Origin of the sequence: Paraclostridium sp. (assembly GCF_051657365.1) — a bacterium.
Lineage (GTDB): Bacteria > Bacillota > Clostridia > Peptostreptococcales > Peptostreptococcaceae > Paraclostridium.
In genome coordinates, this window is the sequence record NZ_JBOFKN010000150.1 from 1 (window position 1) to 24,158 (window position 24,158).

Sequence of the window (24,158 nt, forward strand, 5' to 3'; positions counted from 1 at the left end):
AAGATAACATATTGAAAATGATTTTGATTTTACTTAATATTATTCATTGGTTTAATCCACTTGTGTATATATTTACAAAGTACTTTGATGATCAATGTGAACTATCTTGTGATGAACTGGTTATAAAAAGATTATCATTTAATGAGGTAAAAGAGTATTCAATGCTTTTATTAGATACTATGAAATATAAAAATAAGCTGGAATCATCTATGTGTATATCTTATTTGGGTTCGGATAAGTCTAATATAATTAAGAATAGGATAGAAGGGATATTAAGTCATAATAAATTTAAAAAAGGAAATATATTTATTATAATTTTATTTGTAATATCTTTTGTATCCGTAATAACTATTGATAATAATGTATATGCAGATAAAAGCATGGAGATAACGTTTACTAATGATTTGGATTCAGAACATGTAAGAAAAATGGTTGATAAGCATGGTGAATACAAAGTAACTATAGGAAAAGATGTATATTCATTTTCAAAATCTAAGGATGCAAAGTAAAAAATCAATTAAAAATTAGTGACTTAAATAAACTGGTACTTTATTTAAGTCACTGAAAAATAAAACAAAAAAATTATATTTCTATATTAATATAAGGAGATAGATAATGGAATTAAAAATTGAAAATTTGTGTAAATCATATAAAAATAAAGAAGCATTGAAAAATATAAATATAACAATGAAGGCTGGTACATATGGGTTGCTTGGGGAAAATGGAGCTGGTAAAAGTACTTTAATGAGAATACTTACAACTATTGATTTTCAGACAAAAGGAAATATAACTTTTAATGGAGAGGACATAGTAAAACTTGATGAGAAGTACAGAGATATAATTGGATATATGCCACAAGATTATAATGTGTTTTCAAGTTTTACAGCAAAAGACTTTTTAGAATATATGGGTACTTTAAAAGGTTTATCAAGGGAAGAATTGAGTGTTAAAATACCAGAAGTTCTAGAGTTTGTAAATTTAACTAATGTAGCTAATAAAAAGGTGAAAAGCTTTTCTGGAGGAATGAAAAGAAGAATAGGTATAGCACAAGCTATATTAAATGATCCTAAAATATTAATATTAGATGAACCAACAGCAGGGCTTGATCCAAAAGAAAGAATAAGATTTTCAAACATTATAAGTGAAATGTCAGAAGATAAGATAGTTATACTTTCAACTCATATACTATCAGATATAGAAGCTATAGCAAATGATTTAATAATAATTAGGCAAGGTGAGGTTGTAGAATCAAATAATATTGACAACTTAGTAGAAAAAGTAAAAGGTAAGGTATGGGAAGCGTTAGTTGATAAAGATAGGTTTAATAAGCTAAGTAAAGAAAGAAAAATAATACATAGGAAACAAGAAGGAAAAAACATATTAACAAGATACGTAGGTGAGGAATATGAAAATCTTGAAAATAAATTATTAGAACCTACATTAGAAGATTATTATGTAGCTAACTGTCTTTAAATAAATATTAAAACACTATGAAACTCCAAGAAAGAAAAATATTTAGGAATAAATATAAATGGATATGTTAAAAAAATAACAAAAATAATTAAAGAAAGGTAACTAAAATGAAAATAAGAAAAAGTTTAGTGATAATTGGTTTAATAGTTATGAGTATAAGTTTTACTGTTGGATGTAGCTCAAGAAATGAAGATGTAAATAAGGTAAGTGGAGATGTAATAGAGAGACTTCCAGAAGATCAAAAAGATACAGAGATAGATAAAGCTCTTGCAAAAATAAGAAAAGAAAGAAAAGAAAGTGTAACTGTTAAAAATGGTGCTTTAATGATGACTTCAAATAATGGTATGGGATTAACAGGCCAAAGTAAAAATATACCAAGAATTCAGGATATGGATGAAATAAAGAAAATTGTAAACACTGTACGTGATTATCTTGAAAATGAATTGAAATTACCTAAAAGAGGGATTGGTGAATATGATACAAGTACATGTCTTGATCCAAGAATGAATGCAATATATGATGATGAAGACAAAGGGGTAGCAAATGGGTATGATAATGAAAATATATATATAGAAGAATATGAAACGGCAGAGGATGGAGTATATAGTTACTTAATATTAGTAAGAGATTCAAAGGATAGTGAATGGAAGGTAATACATGACGGAAACAGCTACAAAAAATAGTAGGAGAGATAGTTATGAAAAATTTAGTGAAATTTGAATTTAGAAAGATTTGGACAAAACTTACTATAATATCTGTTGTGTCTTTAGTTTTAGTTAGTACTATATTAACTACTATTGGATACTACTCAATTGATAGTGCTGTTAATAGTGAAGGAGAAGAAGTAAAAGGAATTAAAGCTTTTAGACTAATAAAAAATGAAAGCAAAAGTACTCAAGGAATAATGAATCAACAATACCTTGATGATTTAGTGGAAAAATTTAATTCTAGTAAAGAAAAATCTAATTTTGAAAAAAAACTAGGACTTTGGCTTACAAGGTTTGACGTATCAAATCATATTATAAATTATGCTAATTATGGAAGGGAAAATTATAATATTTACATGGGATTAGACTTTGACTTTTTAAAGTCAGAAAAAGAGTTTTATAACCAATACAAAAAAACTGTAAAAAAACATATATTAGATGATAATCAGAAACTATGGTTTAAATATAGTGATAAAAATATAGAAAAAATCAATGAAAAAGTAGATAAGATAAAAACACCATTTAAAGTAGATTATTATGAAGGTATAAATAATTTAATGTGGCAATTTTCTAATCAACTTTTATTTGTACCTTTAGTGATAGGATTTTCACTAAGTTCATTTTTTTCAAAAGATAGTAATAATGGGATAGATGAACTTACACTTTCTTCAAAGTATGGAAGAAAGAAAAATATGAATGCAAGGATTATAGCAGGAAACATATTTGCATTAACAATTTACTCTATATTTATAGCAACTCTACTTATAGAACATTCAGCTATGGGATCACTACAAGGATGGAATCAATCAATACAAAACATTTTTAGTTCTTGTATATACAATATAAGTTTAGGTAATGGTGTTTTAATCATGATAGGGCAAGGATTGTTAACAACATTATTTGTAGCAAATTTAGTTATGCTTATATCTATAAAAGTAAAATATTCAAAACTATCTACACTTTTAGCTATAGGAAGTATAGGGTTACTTGAAAGATTAACTTATACAGAAAACTCTATACAACTACAACTTAACCCTATATATTTTGGCACAAGTTTAAATGCAGGATATCCAACTGCATTTAACATTTTCTATTTTATAGGAGATAAAATGCTTCCCTACATAATAGTATTTCCAATATTAGTATTAATATATATTATATTTATAAGGATTTTGACAAAACGAGAATATAAAAAATATAAATTAAACTAATGAAAATTAAATAAAAAATATAAAACTAGGTGGTAAAACAAAATGAAAGATATTATAAGAATTGAAAGTAAAAGAGTATTAAGTTTAAGAAATCTTCTTATAATCTCTGTTATAATCTTTATATATTCTATATTTAGTAGTATATTATCTTTAAAAAATTATAATATATACGATTACAGTGGAAATGTTATTATATCAAGCAAAGATAACTTAAATGAATCAAAAAAAGATGAGCATAAAATACTACTAGATGAAAAAGTTGTTAAGGATGTTGTACAGAGGAAAGACAAGAGTAAATATTTATATAATTCAAATTTAGTTACATTAGTAGGTTCAAATTATGATAAAAAAATAGAAAAACTAACAGATAAAGATATAAGTGAGTTTTATAACAATAGAATATTAAATATAAAAGCTTACTTAGCTAAACATAGTAAAATAAAAAATCTAGAAAACCTAGAAACACTAGGGATAGATTTAAATGAACTTAATAAGCCTATTCAATTAGGATATGCAGAAGGATGGAAAAATCTTAACAATGATATGACAGACTTTGTGACAATGGTAATATTTTTAATACCATTTTTGTTACTTACCATTTTTGGAGAAGATTTAAAGTCAAATATGAAACAATTATACATTTCAACTAAATATGGAAAGAAAGATTTAGTTAAATGTAGAGTGATTACAGGTATAAAAATAGGAACCATAATTTATACAATTGCAATAATTGTATTTTCATTATGTAAATTAGTTGCATTTGGATTTGAAGGAGGAAATCTACCTATTCAAAGTAGTATAAATTACTTTATTTGTCCATACAGTATTACTTTCTTTGAACAGTACATAATAAATATTTTAGTTGGATACTTAGCAATGTTAGTTTTAGTAGGAGTTACACTTTTAACTACAGTAATAGCAGAGCAAATACTATCTTCAGCATTAGTTGTTACATTTATTTTACTTTTAATGACTATGTTACCTAATCATAAATTTGAATTTAATCATTATTTCAAAAATTTTGTACCGTATCATATGACTAATTTTAATAGTTATTACGTCTTATCTGAAATATATACAATTTTGGGTAATGTAGTATCTAAATATATGATGGCTATAATAGTATCAGTATTAGTATTTGTAGTGTTAATTGTAAGTACAATAGTTATATCAAATAAAAAGCTTAGTAAAGGAAATAATTTTTAAAATAAAATGAGACTGGATAAATTTGTAAGTTTTAATTTATCCAGTCTCATCTAAGTTAGTTCTATCTTATAAATAAAGACTTATACTCTAGTGGAGTCAAATTAAGATTTTTTTTGAAAGTTTTAGAAAAATGAGACTGAGAAGTAAATCCAACTAAATTACTAATTTCATAAACAGAATAACTACTTTTTCTAAGTAAATCACATGCTTTTTTTAACTTATACTCAATAAGATACTGTTGAGGAGTATTCATCATATGAAGCTTAAATATTTTATAAAAATGACTTCTATCAATATTTAAGTAATCAGATATATCAGAAACTGAAATATTTTTATCAAAATTTCTATCAATAAAATCCAAAGACTTAGATATATAACCTTGAGAAGACGGCTCTTCTTGTAAAGATGATAAAGAATGTTCATTCATAAAAAGTGATAATGTTTGATATAAATAACCTAAAGCATTTAATAAATTATTAGAATCGCAGTTTAAATAAATATTTTTAAACAACTCATTAACCTTATCATCTTTAGTATAATTAAACACATAATTTTCATTTGTAAATCCACATAAATTAAGTAATTCTTTAGCTTTAGAACCATTAATACCTATCCAACGATAAACCCATGGATTTTCATGAGATGGGTAATAATTATTATCTGTATGAGGAGGTATTACAAAACCATCTCCAGCTTTTAATTTATGAACCTGGTCTTTTATAAAAAAAAGACCTTCACCTTCTATTATATAATGTATTAAATAATAATCTATCTGTTCATATTGATAAGGATCTCTAGGCTCGCAATGTTCAAATCCACACTCATATATATACAACTCATTACTAGGTTTTAAATCGGTTGAGAATATTCCTATTTTGCTCATAAATTCCCTCCTATGCTAACGTTTCCTAAGTATAAATTTAAATTAAAATCATATACATGTCAATTTAAAAATGCAACAATAATACAAATTATGGCAACATTAGCACATTGAGATAAAATATAAAAAGGTATATTATTAGTTTATATTAAGAAAAGGTTTTCTTGGATGACATTTTATAAAAATTGAAGGGGTTTGATAATAATGAGCGAGAAAAGAGGAAGTCTTAGTTCATCAGCATTAATGCTTATGACATTTACAGCAGTATTTTCATTTGGAAACATAATAGATAGTAGTGTTAATATAGGACTGGCTACAATACCGTCTTACATATTTGGGACTATCTTTTATTTCTTCCCATTTGCATTAATGATAGGAGAGTTTGCATCAGCAAATGAAAACTCAGAATCAGGAATTAACAGTTGGATAAAAACATCACTAGGAGCTAAGTGGGCATTTCTAGGATCTTGGTCATACTTCTTTGTTAATTTATTTTTCTTCACATCATTACTACCAAAAACATTAATATATGCTTCATATACTTTTGTAGGTAGAAATGTATTTGATGGAAAAACAGTATTAATATCTATATTATCGATAATAATGTTTTGGGGAGTAACAATATTATCAACAAAAGGAGTAAGTTGGATATCAAAAATAACTAGTATATCAGGTGCGGCAAGAATGATTTTAGGTATAGGATTTATAGTTTTATCTTTTGGAGTAATATTATTCTTAGGAAAAGAGCCAGCACAACAATTTAGTACAGAAACAGTAATGCCAAAGTTTAACTGGACATATTTTATGGTTTTAGCTTGGGTACTACAAGCTGTAGGTGGAGCTGAAAGTATAGGTGTATATGTTAAAGATGTAAAGGGTGGAAATAAAGCTTTTATAAAAACAATGTTATTTTCAACTGTATTAGTAGGAACGTTATATGCATTAGGTGCAGCTGCAGTAGGTATAGTTGTACCAGAAGAAGTATTATTTGGTAACTTTTCAAATGGATTATTTGATTCATTTTTAATATTAGGGTCTCACTATGGAATAGGAAACATAATAACTAACATAGTAGGATTTATAATGTTACTTGCAAGTTTAGGATCTTTAGTATTATGGACTGCAGCACCAGTTAAGGTACTGTTTTCAGAAATTCCAGAAGGTATATTTGGAAGTTGGGTAGCTAAGACAAATGATGAAGGTAACCCAGTAAATGCACTATATCTTCAAGCTATGATAGTAACAGTGCTTTTAATAATACCAGCATTAGGAATAGGTTCAGTTGATAGTTTACTAGAAATGTTAATAAATATGACTGCATCAACTTCATTAATACCGGTACTATTTTTCTTAGTTGGATATATTGTATTAAGAGCTAAAAAAGATAATATAGAAAGAAGTTTTAAGGTTGGGTCAAGAGGTTTAGGAATTACTTTAGGAATTTTATTATTAGTATTATTCTCATTCGTATTTGTAATATCTTCAGTTCCATCTCCAGCAGATTTAACTGCATACTTTAATGGAACATTATCAGAAGGTGCAACTAATCCTTTATTTGTACTTTTATATAATGTAGTAGGTTTAGTCGTATTCTTAGGATTTGCACAAATATGTTGGAATAAATATGAAAAGAAGGTTGGAAAAGATGTAGCTAACGAAGTATCAGCTACAAGATAATATATAAATAATATTAAATTTAGAGGGAGATTAATTATGAAACTATGGGAAAATATACATATTGATGGAGTAAACAGATTGGATGCAAGATCACATTTTTTAAGCTTTCCATCTAAGAAGTTAGCTTTAATCGGGGAAAAGAAATATACTCATAACTTTAAAAATTTAAATGGAAGTTGGAAATTCTTATTTTTAGATGCACCAGAATATTCACCAGAAGGTTTTTATAAAGAAGATTTTAACTCAGAAAATTGGGATGATATAATTGTACCTGGAAACTGGCAATTACAAGGATATGGAAAAATGCACTACTCAGATTTATGGTATAACTTCCCTATAAATCCTCCATATGTTCCAACAGAGAATCCAACTGGAATATACAAAAGAAACTTTGTAATAGATGAGTCTTGGATGAATGAAAAAATAATACTTAAATTCAATGGTGTTGATTCAGCATATAATGTTTGGATAAATGGACATGAAGTAGGGTATAGCAAAGGAGCTAGAATACAATCTGAGTTTGATATAACTGAATATGTAAGAAATGGATTTAATGAATGTACAGTAAGAGTTTATCAATGGAGTGATGGTACTTATTTAGAAGACCAAGATATGTGGTGGCTAAGTGGTATATTTAGAGATGTGGAACTTTATACAGAACCAGTATGTGGAGTAGATGATATAACAGTAGTTACTGACTTAGATGAAAAGTATGAAGATGCTATTTTAAATGTTAAATTGAAATTTAAAAAATATGAAAATCAAAAAGTTCAATTTGAATTATTAGATAAAAATAAAAATGTAGTATTTGAAGATTTAATAGATGTAAATGAAGAAATTAACTTTGCTAAAGAAATTAAAAATCCACTTAAATGGACTGCTGAAGAACCAAATTTATATACCTTAATTATTAGTGTATATAAAGATGGAGAAGTGGTTCAAGTTATACCTCAGAAGGTAGGATTTAGAAAAATAGAAATAAAAGGTGAAGTATTTACTGTAAATGGTGTTGCAATAAAATTCAAAGGTGTAAATAGACATGACTATAATCCTAAAAATGGAAGAGTTGTAGCTAAAGAAGAAATCGAAAAAGATATACTTTTAATGAAGCAACATAACATAAATGCGCTAAGAACTGCACATTATCCTAACTCACATTATTTATATGAATTATGTGATGAATATGGACTTTATGTAATAGATGAAACAGACTTAGAATGCCACGGATTTGAATTAACAGGAGATTATGCATGGATAAGTGATGATCCAGATTGGGAAGTAGCTCATGTAAGTAGAATAGAGAGAATGATGCAAAGAGATAAAAATCATCCATCTATATTAATGTGGTCGCTAGGTAATGAATCTTCATTTGGATGCAATTTCAAGGCTATGGCTAAAAAGTGTAAAGACTTAGATCCAACAAGAATATTACATTACGAGGGAGATTTCAACGTAGCTGAAGAAGATGGACCAGTTTCAGAAGTATATAGTACGATGTATACTTGGTTAGAACGTGATAGTAAATTTACTATGGATACTATAATAAACGATATTAAAAAACCTCATATATTATGTGAATACTGCCATGCTATGGGTAATGGACCAGGTAACTTAAGAGAATACCAAGATTTATTTTACAAGTATGAAAAATTACAAGGTGGATTTATATGGGAGTGGTTTGACCATGGTATACACACTGTAGCTGAAAATGGAGAAGTATATTATAGATACGGTGGAGATTTTGGTGATGATCCAAGTAACATAAACTTCTGTATAGATGGACTTATAATGCCAGATAGAACTGTTTCACCAGGACTTCTAGAATATAAAAAAGTTATAGAACCAGCAGAAACATCAGCAATAGATTTAGAAAAAGGAATAATAAAAGTTATAAATAGATATGACTTTAAAAATTTAAATACACTAGATTTAGTATATAACATAAAAGAAGATAATAAAGTAATAGTAAGTGGGAAAGTTACTATGCCATCAGTTTTAGGAAGAGAAACTTGTGAAATAACTCTACCTTATAGTTTAGATTTTGATAAAGTAGAAGGAGCAACTTACTATTTAAACATATCTTATGTATTAAGAGAAGATTGTAGTTTTGCAAAGGCTGGATATGAATTAGCAACAGCTCAGTTTGAATTACCTATTCATACAGAAAAATTAAAAGTTACTCCAAAAGGAAACTTAGAAATTGAAAAGAAACATTGTAAATTAGAAGTAAAGGGAGAAAACTTCCAAGTTGACTTTGATTTAGTAAGAGGACATATATTACAAGTTAGAAAAGATGGATATCAGTTAGTTGAAGAAGGTCCAAGATTAAACTTCTGGAGAGCTCCAATAGATAATGATATGTATGTAGTTGAAGATTACAAGAAAAAATACTTTATGCACTTAATGCATGAAGTAGTAAGAAATATAGAGTACAAATTAGATGAAAATGTACTTACATTTAAAGTAGAAACTATAAATGGAACTACAAACTCTGCATGGCACTACAAATCAACTTATGAATACAAAGTATTTGGAAGTGGAGATATATTAGTTAATGTATCTGGAGTACCATCAGGAAAAATAGATACAGCACCAGATATGTTACCTAGAATAGGTCTTCAAATGAGAGTAAACAAAGACTTAGAAAATGTTAAGTATAAAGGTAGAGGCCCAGGAGAATCATACCCAGATACTAAAGAAGCTAACTTATTTGGAATTTATGAAAACACTGTAGATGGATTATTTACAAATTATGTTAAACCACAAGAAAATGGAAACAGAAGTGACACTTCTTGGGTTAGTTTGAGAAATGATAGAGGTATGAGCTTGATGGCTATTGCAGATGATAAGTTCAACTTCAGTGCATCATATTATGAAGATACAGATTTAGAATATGCTAAGCATACTATAGATTTACAAAAAAGAGATTATATAGTATTTAATATAGACTATAAGCAAAATGGAGTTGGAACTAACTCTTGTGGTCAGTGGCAATTAGATAAGCATAGATGTAAATTTGAACAATTTAATTTAGACTTTAGATTAACTATATTTAATAATAAAGAAATTAATGAAGTGAATTTAGGAAGAGAAACTATAAAATAAAAAGATAGAAAAGTATAGGGAAATATAGTTAATAGCTAAGTTGAAATTTATATATGATTATTAATCAAATTAAATTACTTAGTATATTAACTATATTTTTTAATTATAGGAAATAAAAATATAGGGAGATAAAATATGAGAGAAAATATGTTGAAGTTATTTAAAGATATTTTTGGGGAAAAAGAAAATACAAAAGTATTTTTTTCACCAGGTAGAGTTAATTTAATAGGTGAACATACAGATTACAATGGTGGGAATGTATTTCCTTGTGCATTAAGTTTTGGAACTTATGGAGTTATATCTTTGAGAGATGATAATGTTGTTAATATGTATTCTAAGAACTTTGAAAAGTTAGGAATAATAAGCTTTGAAATAGATAGGTTAGAAAATGAAAAAAAACATGACTGGGCAAATTATCCAAAAGGGGTTATTAAAACATTAAAACAACATGGATACTGTATAGATAATGGTTTTGACATGGTTGTATATGGAAACATACCAAATGGAGCAGGTTTATCATCATCAGCATCTATAGAATTATTAATGGGGGTTATGTTAGATGAACTACTAGATTTAAATATAAATAGAGTAGACTTGGTTAAGTATTGTCAAGAAGCAGAAAACAAATTTATAGGTGTAAATTGTGGAGTAATGGATCAATTTGCAATAGGAATGGGAAAAGAAAATCATGCAATATTATTAGACTGCAATACTTTAGAATATACTTACTCAAACTTAGATTTAAGAGATGAAGTAATAATAATTGGAAATACCAATAAAAGAAGAGGGCTTGCAGATTCTAAGTATAATGAAAGAAGAAGTGAGTGCGAAGAAGCATTGAAAAATATTCAGTCTAAATTAAGTATAAAATCATTAGGGGAACTTAATGAGGAGGAATTTGAAAAAAATAAAGTATTAATAAAAAATTCTACAAACCAAAAAAGGGCAAAGCATGCTGTATATGAAAATCAAAGAACTTTAAAAGCTGTAAAAGCCTTACAAGAAAAAGATTTACATACTTTTGGAAAACTTATGATAGACTCACACAATTCATTGAAAAATGATTATGAAGTTACAGGAAAAGAACTAGATACTCTTGTAGATTTAGCTATAAACCATCCAGGAACAATTGGATCTAGAATGACGGGTGCAGGGTTTGGAGGATGTACGGTATCTATTGTAAAAAAAGATATGAAAGATAACTTTATAGATGAAGTTTCAAGTGAATATAAAAAAATAATTGGATATGAAGCTGAGTTTTATGTAGCTGAAATAGGAAATGGAACTAGAGAACTAGTTTAGGAGGATGTATGAGCATATATACGGAGTTTGAAAATCTTATAAAATATGGGTTAAAACATAAATTATTTGAAAATGAAGATGTAGAATATATAAGGAATTCTTTTATAGAGTTATTTAATTTAGATGAATATAAAATAGAAAAAGACATTAAATATTGTGATGATTTAAGCGAGATTATGAATAATTTACTAAGCTATGCTTTTGAATTAAATATTTTAGAATCTAATACATCTGTATATAGAGACTTACTAGACACTAAAATAATGAGCTTGCTTATACCAAGGCCATCAGAAGTAATAAAAGAATTTAACGCTAGATATAAAAAAGATAAAATAAGTGCAACAAATTATTTATACGACTTAAGCAAATCTTGTGATTATGTTAGAACTAATAGAATATCTCAAAATATAAATTGGAAGACAAGTACTGAATATGGGGATATAGATATAACTATAAATTTATCTAAACCAGAGAAAGATCCAAAGGCAATTGCCAAGGCTAAAGATATGAAACAAACATCATATCCTAAATGTTTATTATGCAAAGAAAATGTAGGATATAGAGGTAGAGTAAATCATCCTGCAAGACAAAATTTAAGAACTATACCTGTAAATCTTAAAAATACAAAATATCACTTACAATATTCTCCTTACTCATATTATAATGAGCACTGTATAGTATTTTCAGATGAGCATAAGCCAATGCATATAAATAAAGATACTTTTGACAAAAATTTAGATTTTATAGAAAAGTTTCCACACTACTTTATAGGCTCTAATGCAGACTTACCTATTGTAGGGGGATCTATATTAAGCCATGATCATTACCAAGGTGGAAGATATGAATTTGCTATGGATAAAGCTAATGATATATTAGAAATTAATATAACAGGATATGAATGTGTTAAAGTATCTATGATAAAATGGCCATTATCTGTAGTAAGAATAAACTCAAGCAATAAGGAAAAATTAAGTGAATTAGCTGATTGTATACTTAAACATTGGAAAAAATATTCTGATGAAAAAGTTAATATACATTCTCATACTAAAGATGTATATCACAATACCATAACTCCTATTACTAGAAAAAAAGGCAGTAACTTTGAAATAGATTTAGTTTTAAGAAACAATAAAACTAGTGATATTTATCCAGATGGAATATTTCATCCACACAAAGAATTACATAATATTAAAAAAGAGAATATAGGTCTTATAGAGGTATTAGGACTTGCGGTATTACCAGCAAGGTTAAAGGAAGAATTAGAAATTATAAAAATGTGTTTATTAAAGAAAAGAGATGAGCGTTTTATAAATGAACAATTAAAAATACATTTAGATTGGTTTAATTACTTAAAACTTAAGTATGATGATTTAACAAATGATAATATAGATGAAATTTTAAGATATGAAGTAGGTATTGTATTTAAAAAGGTGTTAGAAGATTGTGGAGTATTTAAATATGATGAAGTTGGATTTGAAGCTAGAACTAGGTATATAGAAAGTTTGAAAAAATATATAGGAGTTAATTATGAAATATAGTGAAAAAGTTGTAGGATATATAAATGGGGACTGTATTAAAGCTCATAATGTTTTATATAATAATGGATTTGAAGTAGAAATATTAAATTTAGGTGGAATAATAACTAAAATAGTAACTCCTGATAAAGATAATAATTTAGAAAACGTAGTTGTGGGATATAAAGATATAAGTAGTTATATAGAAAATCCATCATATATGGGAGCTATAATAGGAAGAACTTCAGGAAGAATACATGAGGGTAGCGTATTTATAGAAAATGAAGAATATAAATTGGCTAAAAATTATGATACTAATCAAGGCCATGGTGGAAATTTTGGATTTAATAAGAAGGTATATGAAGTAGATGTTATTAAAGGAATTGATAATATAGTTTTAAACTTTAAAGCTATAAGCTTAGATATGGAAGAAAACTATCCAGGCAATGTAGATATAGAAGTTAGTTTTGAAATAAGTAAAGATTTCAAGATAAAGCAAACCTATAAAGCTATAACAGATAAAACTACATTAGTTAATATGACAAATCATAGTTACTTCAACTTAAGTGGAAATTTAAAAGAACCTATAACTAATCAATATATGAAAATATGTAGTGATTCTATATTAGAACTTGATAAAAATTGTGCACCAACAGGAAAATACGTTGATACAACCAATACACCATTTGATTTTACACAATTAAAGTTAATAGGTAAAGATATTGATAGTGACAACAATCAAATTAAAATAGGGTGTGGTTATGATCATGTATTTATGTTAAACAAAGGATACATACATTTAGAAGATAAAAATTCAAAAAGAGCCATGGATATAATTACAGATCAAGAAAGTGTAGTTGTATATAGTATGAACTTTACAGACGATTTAACTTTATATAATAATAAAACTAATCAAAGGAGATTTGGTATATGTTTTGAAACACAAGCTCCACCTATAGGACATAATATGTGTTTTTTAGATAATTCCATATTAAAAAAAGGTGAAGTATATAAACAAAGTACTGAATATAAGTTTTATTTAATTTAAAAAGATTACTCTGATTTAGAGTAATCTTTTTTTATAGATGAATTTAGTATATAATTATTAAAAATAACAATGAAAAGGATATGGAGATATGAAGCACGAATGGAGAAAAAAAGAAAAAGAATACTATATACCTAAAGAAAAGGTTCAATTAGTAAAAATACCTAAATTTAAGTTTTTTACAATTCAAGGGAAAGGAAATCCTAATAGCAAAGAATTTGAAGAAGCTATAGGCGTATTATATTCACTATCATATGCAGTAAGGATGATGCCGAGAAATGGAATTACACCTAAGGATTATTTTGAATATACTGTATATCCATTAGAAGGACTATGGGATCTTACAGAAGAGGGAAGAAAACAAGAAACTTTAAACAAAGATGAATTAATTTATACCATAATGATAAGACAACCTGAATTTGTAAATGAAGAAGTTTACAAAATGGCTATGGAAATAGTAAAAAAGAAAAAACCACATCCATTATTAGAAAAAGTAAAATTTCAAGTTATTGAAGATGGGCTTTCTGTACAAATGTTGCATATAGGACCTTATGAAGATGAAGAAAGAACATTTAAAGAAATGAAACAATTTTGTAGTGAAAATAATCTAAACTTAAAAACCAAAGTACATAGAGAAATATATCTTTCTGATTTTAGAAAAATAGAATCATCCAAATTAAAAACGGTACTTAGATACATAGTTGAATAAATTTATACAAAAAAGAGCTGTATTTAATAAACAGCTCTTTTTGTGCTTTAATTAAGTATAAAAGTGTATCATAAAAAAATAAATAAAAAAATAAATAATAAGTAATGTTTAAAAGTATTGAAAATGCTACAACAATACATGGGATTTTATGTTGAATAAGTTAGGAAAGCGATTTTAAAATGATACACAAATAAAAATATGTTGCATTAATTAAATATAGTATGGTATATTTATAAAAAAGGATAACCGGTAACCCTAAAATAATACACTAAAGAAACTTGGGGGAGAGGATTTAATTGATAACTATAAAAGATATAGCAGATATAGCAGGGGTATCAAAGACCACAGTATCAAAAGTATTAAATAATAAGGACCAAAAGATTAGTGAAGCTACAAGGCAAAAAATACTTAATATAGTTAAAGAAAAAAACTATATACCTAATAAAATGGCACAAAGCTTAGTAACAAAGAAAACTAAAACTATAGGGCTTATAATTCCGGATATAAGAAACCCATTTTTCACAGATATAGCAAGGGGAGCAGAAGACAAGGCTGTGAGAGAAGGCTACAACATAATACTTTGCAATACAGATGAAAACATAGAGAAAGAAAGAAGATCTTTTAATACATTAACAGAGAAGATGGTTGATGGAATTATATTTGCACCATCATCTAAAACTGAATTTAATTCAACTGAATATAAGATAACATCAAAACCAATTGTATTAGTTGATAAAGAGTTAAATATAAAAAATCTTAAAGGGATAGTAAGTTTAGACAATGAAGAAGGAACTTACTTAGAAACAAAATACCTAGTAGAGATGAATCATAAAAGTATACTTTATTTAAGTGGTCCACTAAAAAGTGAAATATCTAAAAATAGATTAAAAGGATATAAAAAAGCTTTGGAAGAATCAAATATAAAATTCAATAAAAACCTTGTAATACAAGGAGAATATTCATTTGAATGGGGCTATGAAGTAGTGAAAAATTTAGATGAAATAAATTTCACTGCAATATGTGCAGCCAACGATTTAATAGCAATAGGAGCTATAAAAGCTTTAAAAGAAAGAAATATAAAAATACCACAAGATATAAGTGTAGTTGGATTTGATGACATTCAAACTGCGAATATAATTGAGCCGCAACTAACAACTATAAAACAAAATTCCTATAATATGGGATATGAGTCGGCGAGTATACTTATAAATAACTTAGAAAATAATGAAATTAATAATATAGAAAAAATGATTTTTAAACCAGAACTTATAATAAGAAGTTCAACATCTCAAAAACTTTAGAGGAGGACAATTATGAAAAAAATATGTGTAATAGGTAGTTTAAATATGGACTTAGTAGTAAATGTAGAAAACATGCCTAAAAAAGGACAAACATTAATAGGAAGCGACTTTAAGGAAGTACCAGGTGGTAAAGGTGCAAATCAAGCAGTTGCAATGGCAAGGCTTGGTGGAGATGTAACAATGATAGGGAAAGTTGGAACTGATAGTTTTGGACAAACTTTAATAGATGCACTTAAAAATGATAATGTTGATACGACTTATGTACATAAAGAAAATGGACCAACTGGAGTAGCTATGATAACTGTTGATAAAAATGCAGAAAATGCAATAGTTGTTGCACCAGGAGCAAACTTCAAAGTTAGTGAAAATGATATAGATAAAAATATAGAAGCTATAAAAGAAAGTGACATAGTAGTTGTTCAATTAGAAACACCACTTGATACTATAAAATATACATTAAAGAAAGCTAAGGCATTTGGAAAATATACTATATTAAATCCAGCACCTGCAGTTAAGTTAGAAGATTCTATAATAGAAAATGTAGATTTACTTACACCTAATGAAACAGAACTTGAAATATTAAGTGGAGTAATTATAAACAGCGAAGATGACATTTTAAAAGCTGCTAAGACTATGATAGAAAAAGGAGTTAAAGAATTAATAGTAACTCTAGGGTCTAAAGGTAGTTTATATATAAACAAAGATAAATCAATATTTAAAAAATCATATAAAGTAGAAGCTGTAGATACTACTGCAGCAGGAGATAGTTATACAGGTGCTTTATCAGTAGCTTTTTCAAAAAATGAAGATATAGAAACAGCTATGGATTTTGCATCAAGAGTAGGAGCTTTATGTGTTACAAAAGAAGGTGCACAAAGTTCACTACCAACATTAGAAGAAGTTAATAAATTTAGGGGGTAAGGATATGAAAAAAGGAAAATTATTAAATAGCGAAATATCAGCAGTTATATCTCAAATGGGACATACAGATAGTTTAACTATTGGAGATTGTGGCTTACCTATACCTAAAGATGTTAAAAGAATAGATTTAGCTCTAAAGTATGGAGTTCCAAGTTTCTTAGATACACTAGATACAGTACTTGAAGAACTATGTGTAGAGGAAATAATAATAGCACAAGAAATAAAAGATATTGCAAATGAAATGTATAGAGAAATATTAAATAGATTTGAAAATGTATCAGTAACAATGGTAGAACATGAAGAGTTTAAGAAAATGACTAAAGACTCTCATGCAGTAATTAGAACGGGAGAATGTACTCCATATTCAAATATAATATTAAAATCAGGCGTTGTATTTTAGTAAAACTTTTAAAGTCGGAAGGAGCACTATATGAAAAGTCCAATTTTGCAGATGAAAAATATAGTTAAAGAATTCCCTGGAGTAAAAGCCTTAGATGGAGTTAATTTAGAACTATATCAAGGAAAAGTAATGGCTCTTATGGGAGAAAATGGTGCAGGAAAATCAACACTTATGAAAGTTTTAAGTGGTGTATATAAAAAAGATGGTGGTCAAATCTACTATAACGGAAATTTAGAAGATATAAAAGGACCTAAAGATGCACAAGAAAAAGGAATTGCAATAATACATCAAGAGTTAAATTTAATTCAAGATTTAACTATAGGTGAAAATATATTTTTAGGAAGAGAACCTAAAAAAGGATTTAAAATAGATTTTAAAAAGCTTTACGAAGAATCTGATAAGTATTTAAATAAACTAAATATAAAAACTAGTTCAAAGCAATTAGTTGGGAATTTAAGTTTAGGGCAACAACAAATGGTAGAGATAGCAAAAGCTTTATCATTAGATGCAAAGATAATAATAATGGATGAACCAACAGATGCTCTTACGGATAAAGAAACTGAAAGTTTATTTAAAGTAATAGAAGATTTAAAAAATGAAGGAAAAGCCATAGTGTATATATCACATAGATTAAAAGAAATTTTTGAAATATGTGATTATATAACAGTTTTAAGGGATGGAAAATATGTAGGAAGTGAAGAAATATGCAACCTAGATGAAGACAAAATGATAGAAATGATGGTTGGAAGAAAACTTACAGATCAATTCCCAAGACATGAAATTGAAAAAGGAAATGTAGTATTAGATGTTAAAAATATTTCTAATAAATATGTAGATGATATATCTTTTAATGTTAAAAGTGGAGAAATAGTAGGCATAGCAGGGCTTATGGGAGCAGGAAGAACTGAACTTGCAAAAACTATTTATGGACACATAAAAAAAGAAAATGGAAAAGTTATAGTTAACGGAAAAGAAGTTAGCAATAAATCAGCAAAAGAAGGACTTAAAAACAAAATAGCATATGTATCTGAAGATAGAAAGGGAGATGGATTAATTCTTTCTTTATCAGTTAGAGAAAATATGACTATATCATCTTTAGATAGTTTATCTAGTCTATTTAAGTTAAATAAAACTAAAGAAAACACTCAAGTTAAAGATTATATAAAGAAAATGAATATAAAAACTCCAAGTGAAGAACAAATCATAAAAAACTTAAGTGGAGGAAATCAGCAAAAAGTTGCAATAGCTAAAGCTCTTATGACTGACCCTGATGTGCTTATACTTGACGAACCAACTCGTGGAGTTGATGTTGGTGCAAAAAAAGAAATATACGATCTTATAAATAAATTTAAAAGCCAAGGCAAGGCGGTAATAATGATATCTTCTGAAATGCCAGAGATACTTGGGTTAAGTGATAGAATACTAGTTTTAAGTCAAGGAAGATTAACTGGAGAATTAGATATCAAAGATGCAACTCAAGAAAGTATATTAAAATATGCAGTTAAAGTGAAGGAGGCTTAATTATGCAAGCTAAAATAAGTCAAAATGAAAATAAACAATTAGATTTTAAGAGTTTATTAATAAAGTATAAGTCGTTAGTAGGATTATTATTATTAATAGTTGTAGTTTCGATTCTTAGTCCATCGTTTTTAAGTACTAGAAACATACTAAACATACTTAGACAAACATCGGTTAATGCTATAATAGCAGCTGGTATGACATTTGTAATATTAACAGGAGGAATAGATCTTTCTGTAGGATCAGTGCTTGCTCTTAGTGGAGCTTTTGCAGCATCGCTTTTAGCATCAGGACAAAGTATTATAGTATCGGTAATTGCAGCTATTGTAGTTGGAGCATTAGTTGGATTTTTAAATGGATTTGTAATTGCTAAAGGAAAGTTACAACCTTTCATAGCAACTCTTGCAACAATGACAATACTTAGAGGTGTAACATTAGTATTTACAGATGGAAAGCCAATAACTTTAGGAAGTAATGAATTAGCAATGGCATTTGGGAAAATAGGTGGAGGAACAATATTTGGAATACCATCACCAGTAATTATAACAATATTAGTATTTATAGCATGTTATTATATTTTAAACCATACTAAAATGGGTAGATATACATACGCTTTAGGTGGAAATGAAGAAGCAACTAAATTATCAGGACTTAATACAGATAAAATAAAAATATGGGTATACACTATAAGTGGTATATTATCAGCAATAGCAGGTATTATAATAACTTCTAGATTATATTCAGCTCAACCTACTGCAGGTACAGGATATGAACTTGATGCAATAGCAGCGGTAGTACTTGGAGGAACAAAACTTACAGGTGGAAAAGGTAAAATTACTGGAACAATAATCGGTGCTCTTATAATAGGAGTATTAAGTAATGCTCTTAATATATTAGATGTATCATCATACTATCAAATGATGGTTAAAGGTGTAGTTATATTAATAGCTGTATTATTAGACAGAAAAAGTAACTAAGAAAGGAAGATAATAATGAAAAAATTTCTTTCAATAATAATGACTATAGTCTTATCAAGTTTCATGTTAGTAGGATGTAGTCAAAAAGATGATAACACAAAGAAAATAGGACTTATAGTATCAACATTAAACAATCCTTTCTTTGTTGATTTGAAAAAAGGTGTTGAAAAACAAGCGAAAGAACTTGGTTATGAGGTTGTAGTGCTTGACTCTCAAAATGACCCAGCAAAAGAAGTATCTAATATGGAAGATATAAGTGTAAAAGGCGTGTCTATGGTATTATTAAACCCTGTTGATTCGGACTCAGCAGTAGCATCAGTAATGATAGCTAACAACTCTGATATTCCAGTAATGACTGTGGATAGGGTTGCAAATGGTGGAAATGTAGTATCTCATATAGCTTCTGATAATATAGCTGGTGGAGATATGGCAGCTAAATACTTAATAGACAAATTAGGAAACAAAGGAAATATAGTTGAACTTGAGGGAATAGCAGGTTCATCAGCAACAAGAGATAGAGGTAAGGGATTTGAAGATGGTATAAAAGGTAGTAACTTAGAGATAATAGCCAAACAATCAGCAGACTTTGATAGAACAAAAGGTCTTAGTGTTATGGAAAATATTATACAATCTAAGGGGGATATAAATGCTGTATTTGCCCAAAATGATGAAATGGCTTTAGGAGCATCAAAGGCACTTGCAGATGCGAAGATGAAAGATGTATTAGTAGTAGGGTTTGATGCAACAGATGATGCTGTTGATGCAGTTAAGCAAGGCACTATGGCAGCAACTGTAGCCCAACAACCTATACTTATAGGAGAAACGGCAGTGAAGGTAGCTAATCAATATTTAAAAGGTGAAAAAGTAGATGAATTTATTCCAGTTGAATTACAGTTAGTTACTAAATAAGCAAATGGCTAAGGTGAGTTATTATCACCTTAGCCATTTTAAAATTACATTGATCTTTTTGTTATGATATAATACTTAGTGGAGTTAGTCGATATAAGATTGGAGGCATACTATATGAAACATAAAATATTGAAAAAACAAAACATCAGTAGCCATTGTGTAGTTTGTGGAATTGACAATGACTTAGGACTAAAAGCCAACTTTTATGAATTAGAAAATAATGAATTAGTAGCTATATGTGATACTAAAGAATGGCATCAAAGTTATCCTGGAAGAATGCATGGAGGGATGTCAGCAGCTCTATTAGATGAAACTATAGGTAGAGCTATAACTATATTAGATGGAGAAGTTTGGGGAGTTACAGTTTCTCTTGATATTAAATATAAAAAACCAGTACCAACAGATTGCACTGTAAAAGTAGTTGGAAGAATAACAAAAGAAAATAGAAAGTTATTTGAAGGTACAGGCGAGATTATACTACCTAATGGAGATGTAGCTGTAACTGCAACTGGTAAATATATGAAAATGCCTGTTGAAAAAATAACAGATGATGAAGATGTTCTTGAAAAAGAATGGTTAGAAGTTGAAGGTGATCAAGAAATGGAATATATAGAATTATAAATATTTTACATAAAAAAAGGTTCTGTTTCAGAACCTTTTTTATTATTTATTTCCAAGATACAATAGCATCTTTTCTAGGAACAGTTCTTTGGTACTTAACACTAGGATATCCAAGCACCATACAATTAACTATATGCTGATTTTCATTAAGACCTAAGAAATTCATAATTTCTTTGTTACCTTCAGCAGCTTTTATAAAGAAGCCACTAAAGAAAGTACCAAGACCTAGGGCATTAGTTATAAGTTCCATATTAGAAGAAGCAAGTGATGCATTTACAGGTGAATCACTTACTACAAGAATTACAGCAGGAGCATTAAAGAACAACCCATCTCTTCCTTTTGGATTAGATTTATAAGCATCATACATTCCTAACCACATTCTAGCATATCTTTCAAAAGGTTTAGTTTGTGGATTTAAATTAGCCAATAAATTTTTACCTAATTCATTTAAGCTTTCAAAAGCCATTTCTTTTAATTTCTCTATATCATCTTTAACAACAACATAAGATACATTTTGAGAGTTTGTAGAAGTTTGAGTAAATCTTCCTGCTTCTATAATTTTATTAAGCTTTTCAGTTTCCACATCTTTTTTCATAAAATGTCTTATACTTCTTCTAAACTTTATAAAATTAAGTAAGTTATCAGCATCTATAGTAAATTCTGATTTATCATAATTTAAAACTTCATCCATATTATAATCATCTGTTGATACTGCATTTTTAGGACATATAGCCACACAATGACCACATTTAAAACAATTCACATTATTAATTTGTGCCTTACCATCTATAAGTTCTATGTCATTAACTATACAATCATTTACACATAAGCTACAACCTATACAAAGGTCTTTATCTACTTTCATCATAATAAACTCCTCCTAAATTACTCGCTATTTTTTGACATATTGATAAATAAAATTTATAATTTATATTATCAATAAAAATATTTTATTACTGTTTAATGAGATTATATCATGTATAAACTATTTATGTCTAATTCAAATAATTCATATAACTATAACTTTTAGTTATATATATTAAATGATAGAAGGAGTGAAAATGAACTTACAACAATTAGAATATTTTAAAGTTATAGCTGATACAGAAAACTTTACAACTGCCTCAAAAATATTATCAGTAACTCAACCTGCTTTAAGTAAAGCAATATCAAAATTAGAAGAAGAATTAAAAGTTCCTTTATTTGAAAAAAAGGGTAGAAATATAAAGTTGACATGCTTTGGAGAAGTTTTCTTAAATTATTCTACTAAAGCATTGATGGAAATTGATAAAGGTATAAAAGAGTTAAAAAATATGACTAGTGAAAGTGATATAACTATATCTATATCTTCTACACCAAGAATAGGAGCTTATTTTATGAATATTATAATAAGTGAGTTTTTAAATAAAAACCCAAATACTAAATTTCAATTTAATCAACAATCAGCAAGTGAAATAATTAATGACTTAAAAGAAGGAAAAATAGATATAGGATTTTATGATAGTAAAGATGAGGTTTTGGATAATTGTAATATTGAATCTATTCCTATTAAAAAACAAGAATATGTTTTAATTGTACCTAAAAATCATATATTTGCATCAAAAGAAGAAATATCTTTAAAAGAGCTACAAGAAGAATCTTTTATAGCATTTTGTGAAAATAGCAAAGATAGATTAATTTATTATACGAAGATTTTAGGGTATACACCTAAAATAGTTATTCAGCCACAAGGAGCGAATATAGGAAGTGTAGTAGAAGGTTTAGTATCAGCAGGAGCTGGTATTTCTATAGTACCTAATACACCAATGATTAATAATAATACATTATCGGTGATAAAAATCAAAGAAAATATAGAAGAAAGAGTTATTTATATGGGATATCAAAAAAAATCATATATGTCAGATATAGCTGCACATTTTAAAGAGTATATAATCAACTCAACAAATCAAAATACCCCAATCATCAGTAGATGAGAATAAATATTATGAAAGATAACATACAAAAAAATAAATAAAAAAGCAAGGTGAGAGATATGAAATTTCATATCTCTTTTTATTTTTATTAAAAATATTAATGTTAAATTTAAAATAAGATGTAAAACTTTAAAGTTAGAATGCATATATTAAATATATAATGAATTGAAGTTGAAATAAAATTGCAATTAAATTAGTAGGATTAATATGATTGAAGATATTGAAATGGTGTATTTTAAATATGAACAAATAGATAAATATAATTACTCACCAGATTATAAAATAGATTAAATGAAGGTTTATTTTTGAAAATATCAAAACTATAAAAAATAAATATAAAAAATATTCAGAAAATTGTTGCTAAATATTATATCTATATGATAGAATTAAATTAATAACTTGCAAAAACAAAAAAGGAGGTAATACTTATGGAAAACTACATGGTTTTAGAATATTTTGAATATGAAATGGATACAGATTACGGTTATTCACCAGATTATGAAGTAGAATAATTAAATTAAGTTAGAATACTGCTATTAGGAGGATAAGCTGTTGCACACCGAAAATATAAACACATAAAAAGAACTATCTATAAAATATTGATAGTTCTTTTTATGTGTTTATAAAGTATTTTTGTAAAAATCAATACTTTACTATAAAGTATAATTTTAGTAATATAGTACTAAGAAATTATAATAGGTTAATAATA

The 24,158-nt window shown here is 27.3% G+C and carries 21 protein-coding genes; 19 read left to right on the plus strand and 2 right to left on the minus strand.

Annotated features, from left to right (window positions below; all coding sequences use genetic code 11):
- The 5 genes from ACRCYC_RS10550 to ACRCYC_RS10570 all read left to right on the plus strand — a co-directional run.
- Positions 1–509 (plus strand): M56 family metallopeptidase (locus ACRCYC_RS10550; protein ID WP_438619094.1); only part of this gene is annotated, 509 nt, incomplete at its 5' end.
- Positions 510–615: 106 nt separating this feature from the next.
- Positions 616–1,473 carry an ABC transporter ATP-binding protein gene (locus ACRCYC_RS10555; RefSeq protein ID WP_438619095.1) on the plus strand — a complete coding sequence of 286 codons (858 nt, stop codon included), beginning with the start codon at positions 616–618 and terminating at the stop codon, positions 1,471–1,473.
- A gap of 107 nt (positions 1,474–1,580) precedes the next feature.
- On the plus strand, positions 1,581–2,156 hold the full coding sequence (locus ACRCYC_RS10560) for a hypothetical protein (protein WP_438619096.1): 576 nt from the start codon (positions 1,581–1,583) through the stop codon (positions 2,154–2,156).
- A gap of 14 nt (positions 2,157–2,170) precedes the next feature.
- Entirely contained in the window at positions 2,171–3,391 is a 1,221-nt protein-coding gene (locus ACRCYC_RS10565; RefSeq protein ID WP_438619097.1) for a hypothetical protein, read from the plus strand.
- A gap of 42 nt (positions 3,392–3,433) precedes the next feature.
- Positions 3,434–4,597 (plus strand): hypothetical protein, encoded by a 1,164-nt coding sequence (locus tag ACRCYC_RS10570; protein ID WP_438619098.1) that lies wholly within the window; start codon positions 3,434–3,436, stop codon positions 4,595–4,597.
- A 61-nt stretch (positions 4,598–4,658) separates the two neighbouring features.
- Here ACRCYC_RS10570 and ACRCYC_RS10575 read toward each other — a convergent pair whose 3' ends face one another.
- Positions 4,659–5,480 (minus strand): AraC family transcriptional regulator, encoded by an 822-nt coding sequence (locus ACRCYC_RS10575; RefSeq protein ID WP_438619099.1) that lies wholly within the window; start codon positions 5,478–5,480, stop codon positions 4,659–4,661.
- A 201-nt stretch (positions 5,481–5,681) separates the two neighbouring features.
- Between ACRCYC_RS10575 and ACRCYC_RS10580 the strand changes: the two genes are divergently transcribed.
- The 13 genes from ACRCYC_RS10580 to ACRCYC_RS10640 all read left to right on the plus strand — a co-directional run bounded on the left by ACRCYC_RS10580 (position 5,682) and on the right by ACRCYC_RS10640 (position 21,476).
- Positions 5,682–7,154, plus strand: coding sequence for an amino acid permease (locus ACRCYC_RS10580; protein WP_438619100.1), 1,473 nt, complete (start codon positions 5,682–5,684; stop codon positions 7,152–7,154).
- 36 nt (positions 7,155–7,190) lie between these two features.
- Positions 7,191–10,259, plus strand: a complete 3,069-nt coding sequence (gene ebgA, locus ACRCYC_RS10585; RefSeq protein WP_438619101.1) for a beta-galactosidase subunit alpha — start codon at positions 7,191–7,193, stop codon at positions 10,257–10,259.
- Positions 10,260–10,394: 135 nt separating this feature from the next.
- Positions 10,395–11,561: a galactokinase gene (locus ACRCYC_RS10590; protein WP_438619102.1), complete on the plus strand. Its 1,167-nt coding sequence runs from the start codon at positions 10,395–10,397 to the stop codon at positions 11,559–11,561.
- A gap of 8 nt (positions 11,562–11,569) precedes the next feature.
- Positions 11,570–13,099 carry a UDP-glucose--hexose-1-phosphate uridylyltransferase gene (locus ACRCYC_RS10595; protein ID WP_438619103.1) on the plus strand — a complete coding sequence of 510 codons (1,530 nt, stop codon included), beginning with the start codon at positions 11,570–11,572 and terminating at the stop codon, positions 13,097–13,099.
- Positions 13,089–14,123 (plus strand): aldose epimerase family protein, encoded by a 1,035-nt coding sequence (locus tag ACRCYC_RS10600; protein ID WP_438619104.1) that lies wholly within the window; start codon positions 13,089–13,091, stop codon positions 14,121–14,123. Before ACRCYC_RS10595 ends, ACRCYC_RS10600 begins: the two co-directional genes overlap by 11 nt.
- 88 nt (positions 14,124–14,211) lie before the next feature.
- On the plus strand, positions 14,212–14,829 hold the full coding sequence (locus ACRCYC_RS10605; RefSeq protein WP_438619105.1) for a GyrI-like domain-containing protein: 618 nt from the start codon (positions 14,212–14,214) through the stop codon (positions 14,827–14,829).
- A gap of 296 nt (positions 14,830–15,125) precedes the next feature.
- Positions 15,126–16,130 (plus strand): LacI family DNA-binding transcriptional regulator, encoded by a 1,005-nt coding sequence (locus ACRCYC_RS10610; protein WP_438619106.1) that lies wholly within the window; start codon positions 15,126–15,128, stop codon positions 16,128–16,130.
- A gap of 12 nt (positions 16,131–16,142) precedes the next feature.
- Positions 16,143–17,051 carry a ribokinase gene (gene rbsK / locus ACRCYC_RS10615; protein ID WP_438619107.1) on the plus strand — a complete coding sequence of 303 codons (909 nt, stop codon included), beginning with the start codon at positions 16,143–16,145 and terminating at the stop codon, positions 17,049–17,051.
- 4 nt (positions 17,052–17,055) lie between these two features.
- Positions 17,056–17,451 carry a D-ribose pyranase gene (gene rbsD / locus ACRCYC_RS10620; RefSeq protein ID WP_438619108.1) on the plus strand — a complete coding sequence of 132 codons (396 nt, stop codon included), beginning with the start codon at positions 17,056–17,058 and terminating at the stop codon, positions 17,449–17,451.
- A 30-nt stretch (positions 17,452–17,481) separates the two neighbouring features.
- On the plus strand, positions 17,482–18,972 hold the full coding sequence (gene rbsA, locus ACRCYC_RS10625) for a ribose ABC transporter ATP-binding protein RbsA (protein ID WP_438619109.1): 1,491 nt from the start codon (positions 17,482–17,484) through the stop codon (positions 18,970–18,972).
- Positions 18,973–18,974: 2 nt separating this feature from the next.
- Positions 18,975–19,946 carry a ribose ABC transporter permease gene (gene rbsC / locus ACRCYC_RS10630; RefSeq protein ID WP_438619110.1) on the plus strand — a complete coding sequence of 324 codons (972 nt, stop codon included), beginning with the start codon at positions 18,975–18,977 and terminating at the stop codon, positions 19,944–19,946.
- A gap of 15 nt (positions 19,947–19,961) precedes the next feature.
- On the plus strand, positions 19,962–20,855 hold the full coding sequence (rbsB, locus tag ACRCYC_RS10635) for a ribose ABC transporter substrate-binding protein RbsB (RefSeq protein WP_438619111.1): 894 nt from the start codon (positions 19,962–19,964) through the stop codon (positions 20,853–20,855).
- A 114-nt stretch (positions 20,856–20,969) separates the two neighbouring features.
- Entirely contained in the window at positions 20,970–21,476 is a 507-nt protein-coding gene (locus ACRCYC_RS10640) for a PaaI family thioesterase (RefSeq protein WP_438619112.1), read from the plus strand.
- Between the two features lie 46 nt (positions 21,477–21,522).
- Here the strand turns inward: ACRCYC_RS10640 and ACRCYC_RS10645 are convergent, their stop codons facing one another.
- Complete coding sequence (locus ACRCYC_RS10645; protein ID WP_438619113.1) at positions 21,523–22,344, minus strand: nitroreductase family protein; 822 nt, start codon at positions 22,342–22,344, stop codon at positions 21,523–21,525.
- Positions 22,345–22,537: 193 nt separating this feature from the next.
- On the opposite strand from ACRCYC_RS10645, the gene ACRCYC_RS10650 reads away from it, so the two are divergent.
- Positions 22,538–23,449, plus strand: coding sequence for a LysR family transcriptional regulator (locus ACRCYC_RS10650; protein ID WP_438619114.1), 912 nt, complete (start codon positions 22,538–22,540; stop codon positions 23,447–23,449).
- The last annotated feature ends 709 nt before the right edge of the window (positions 23,450–24,158 follow it).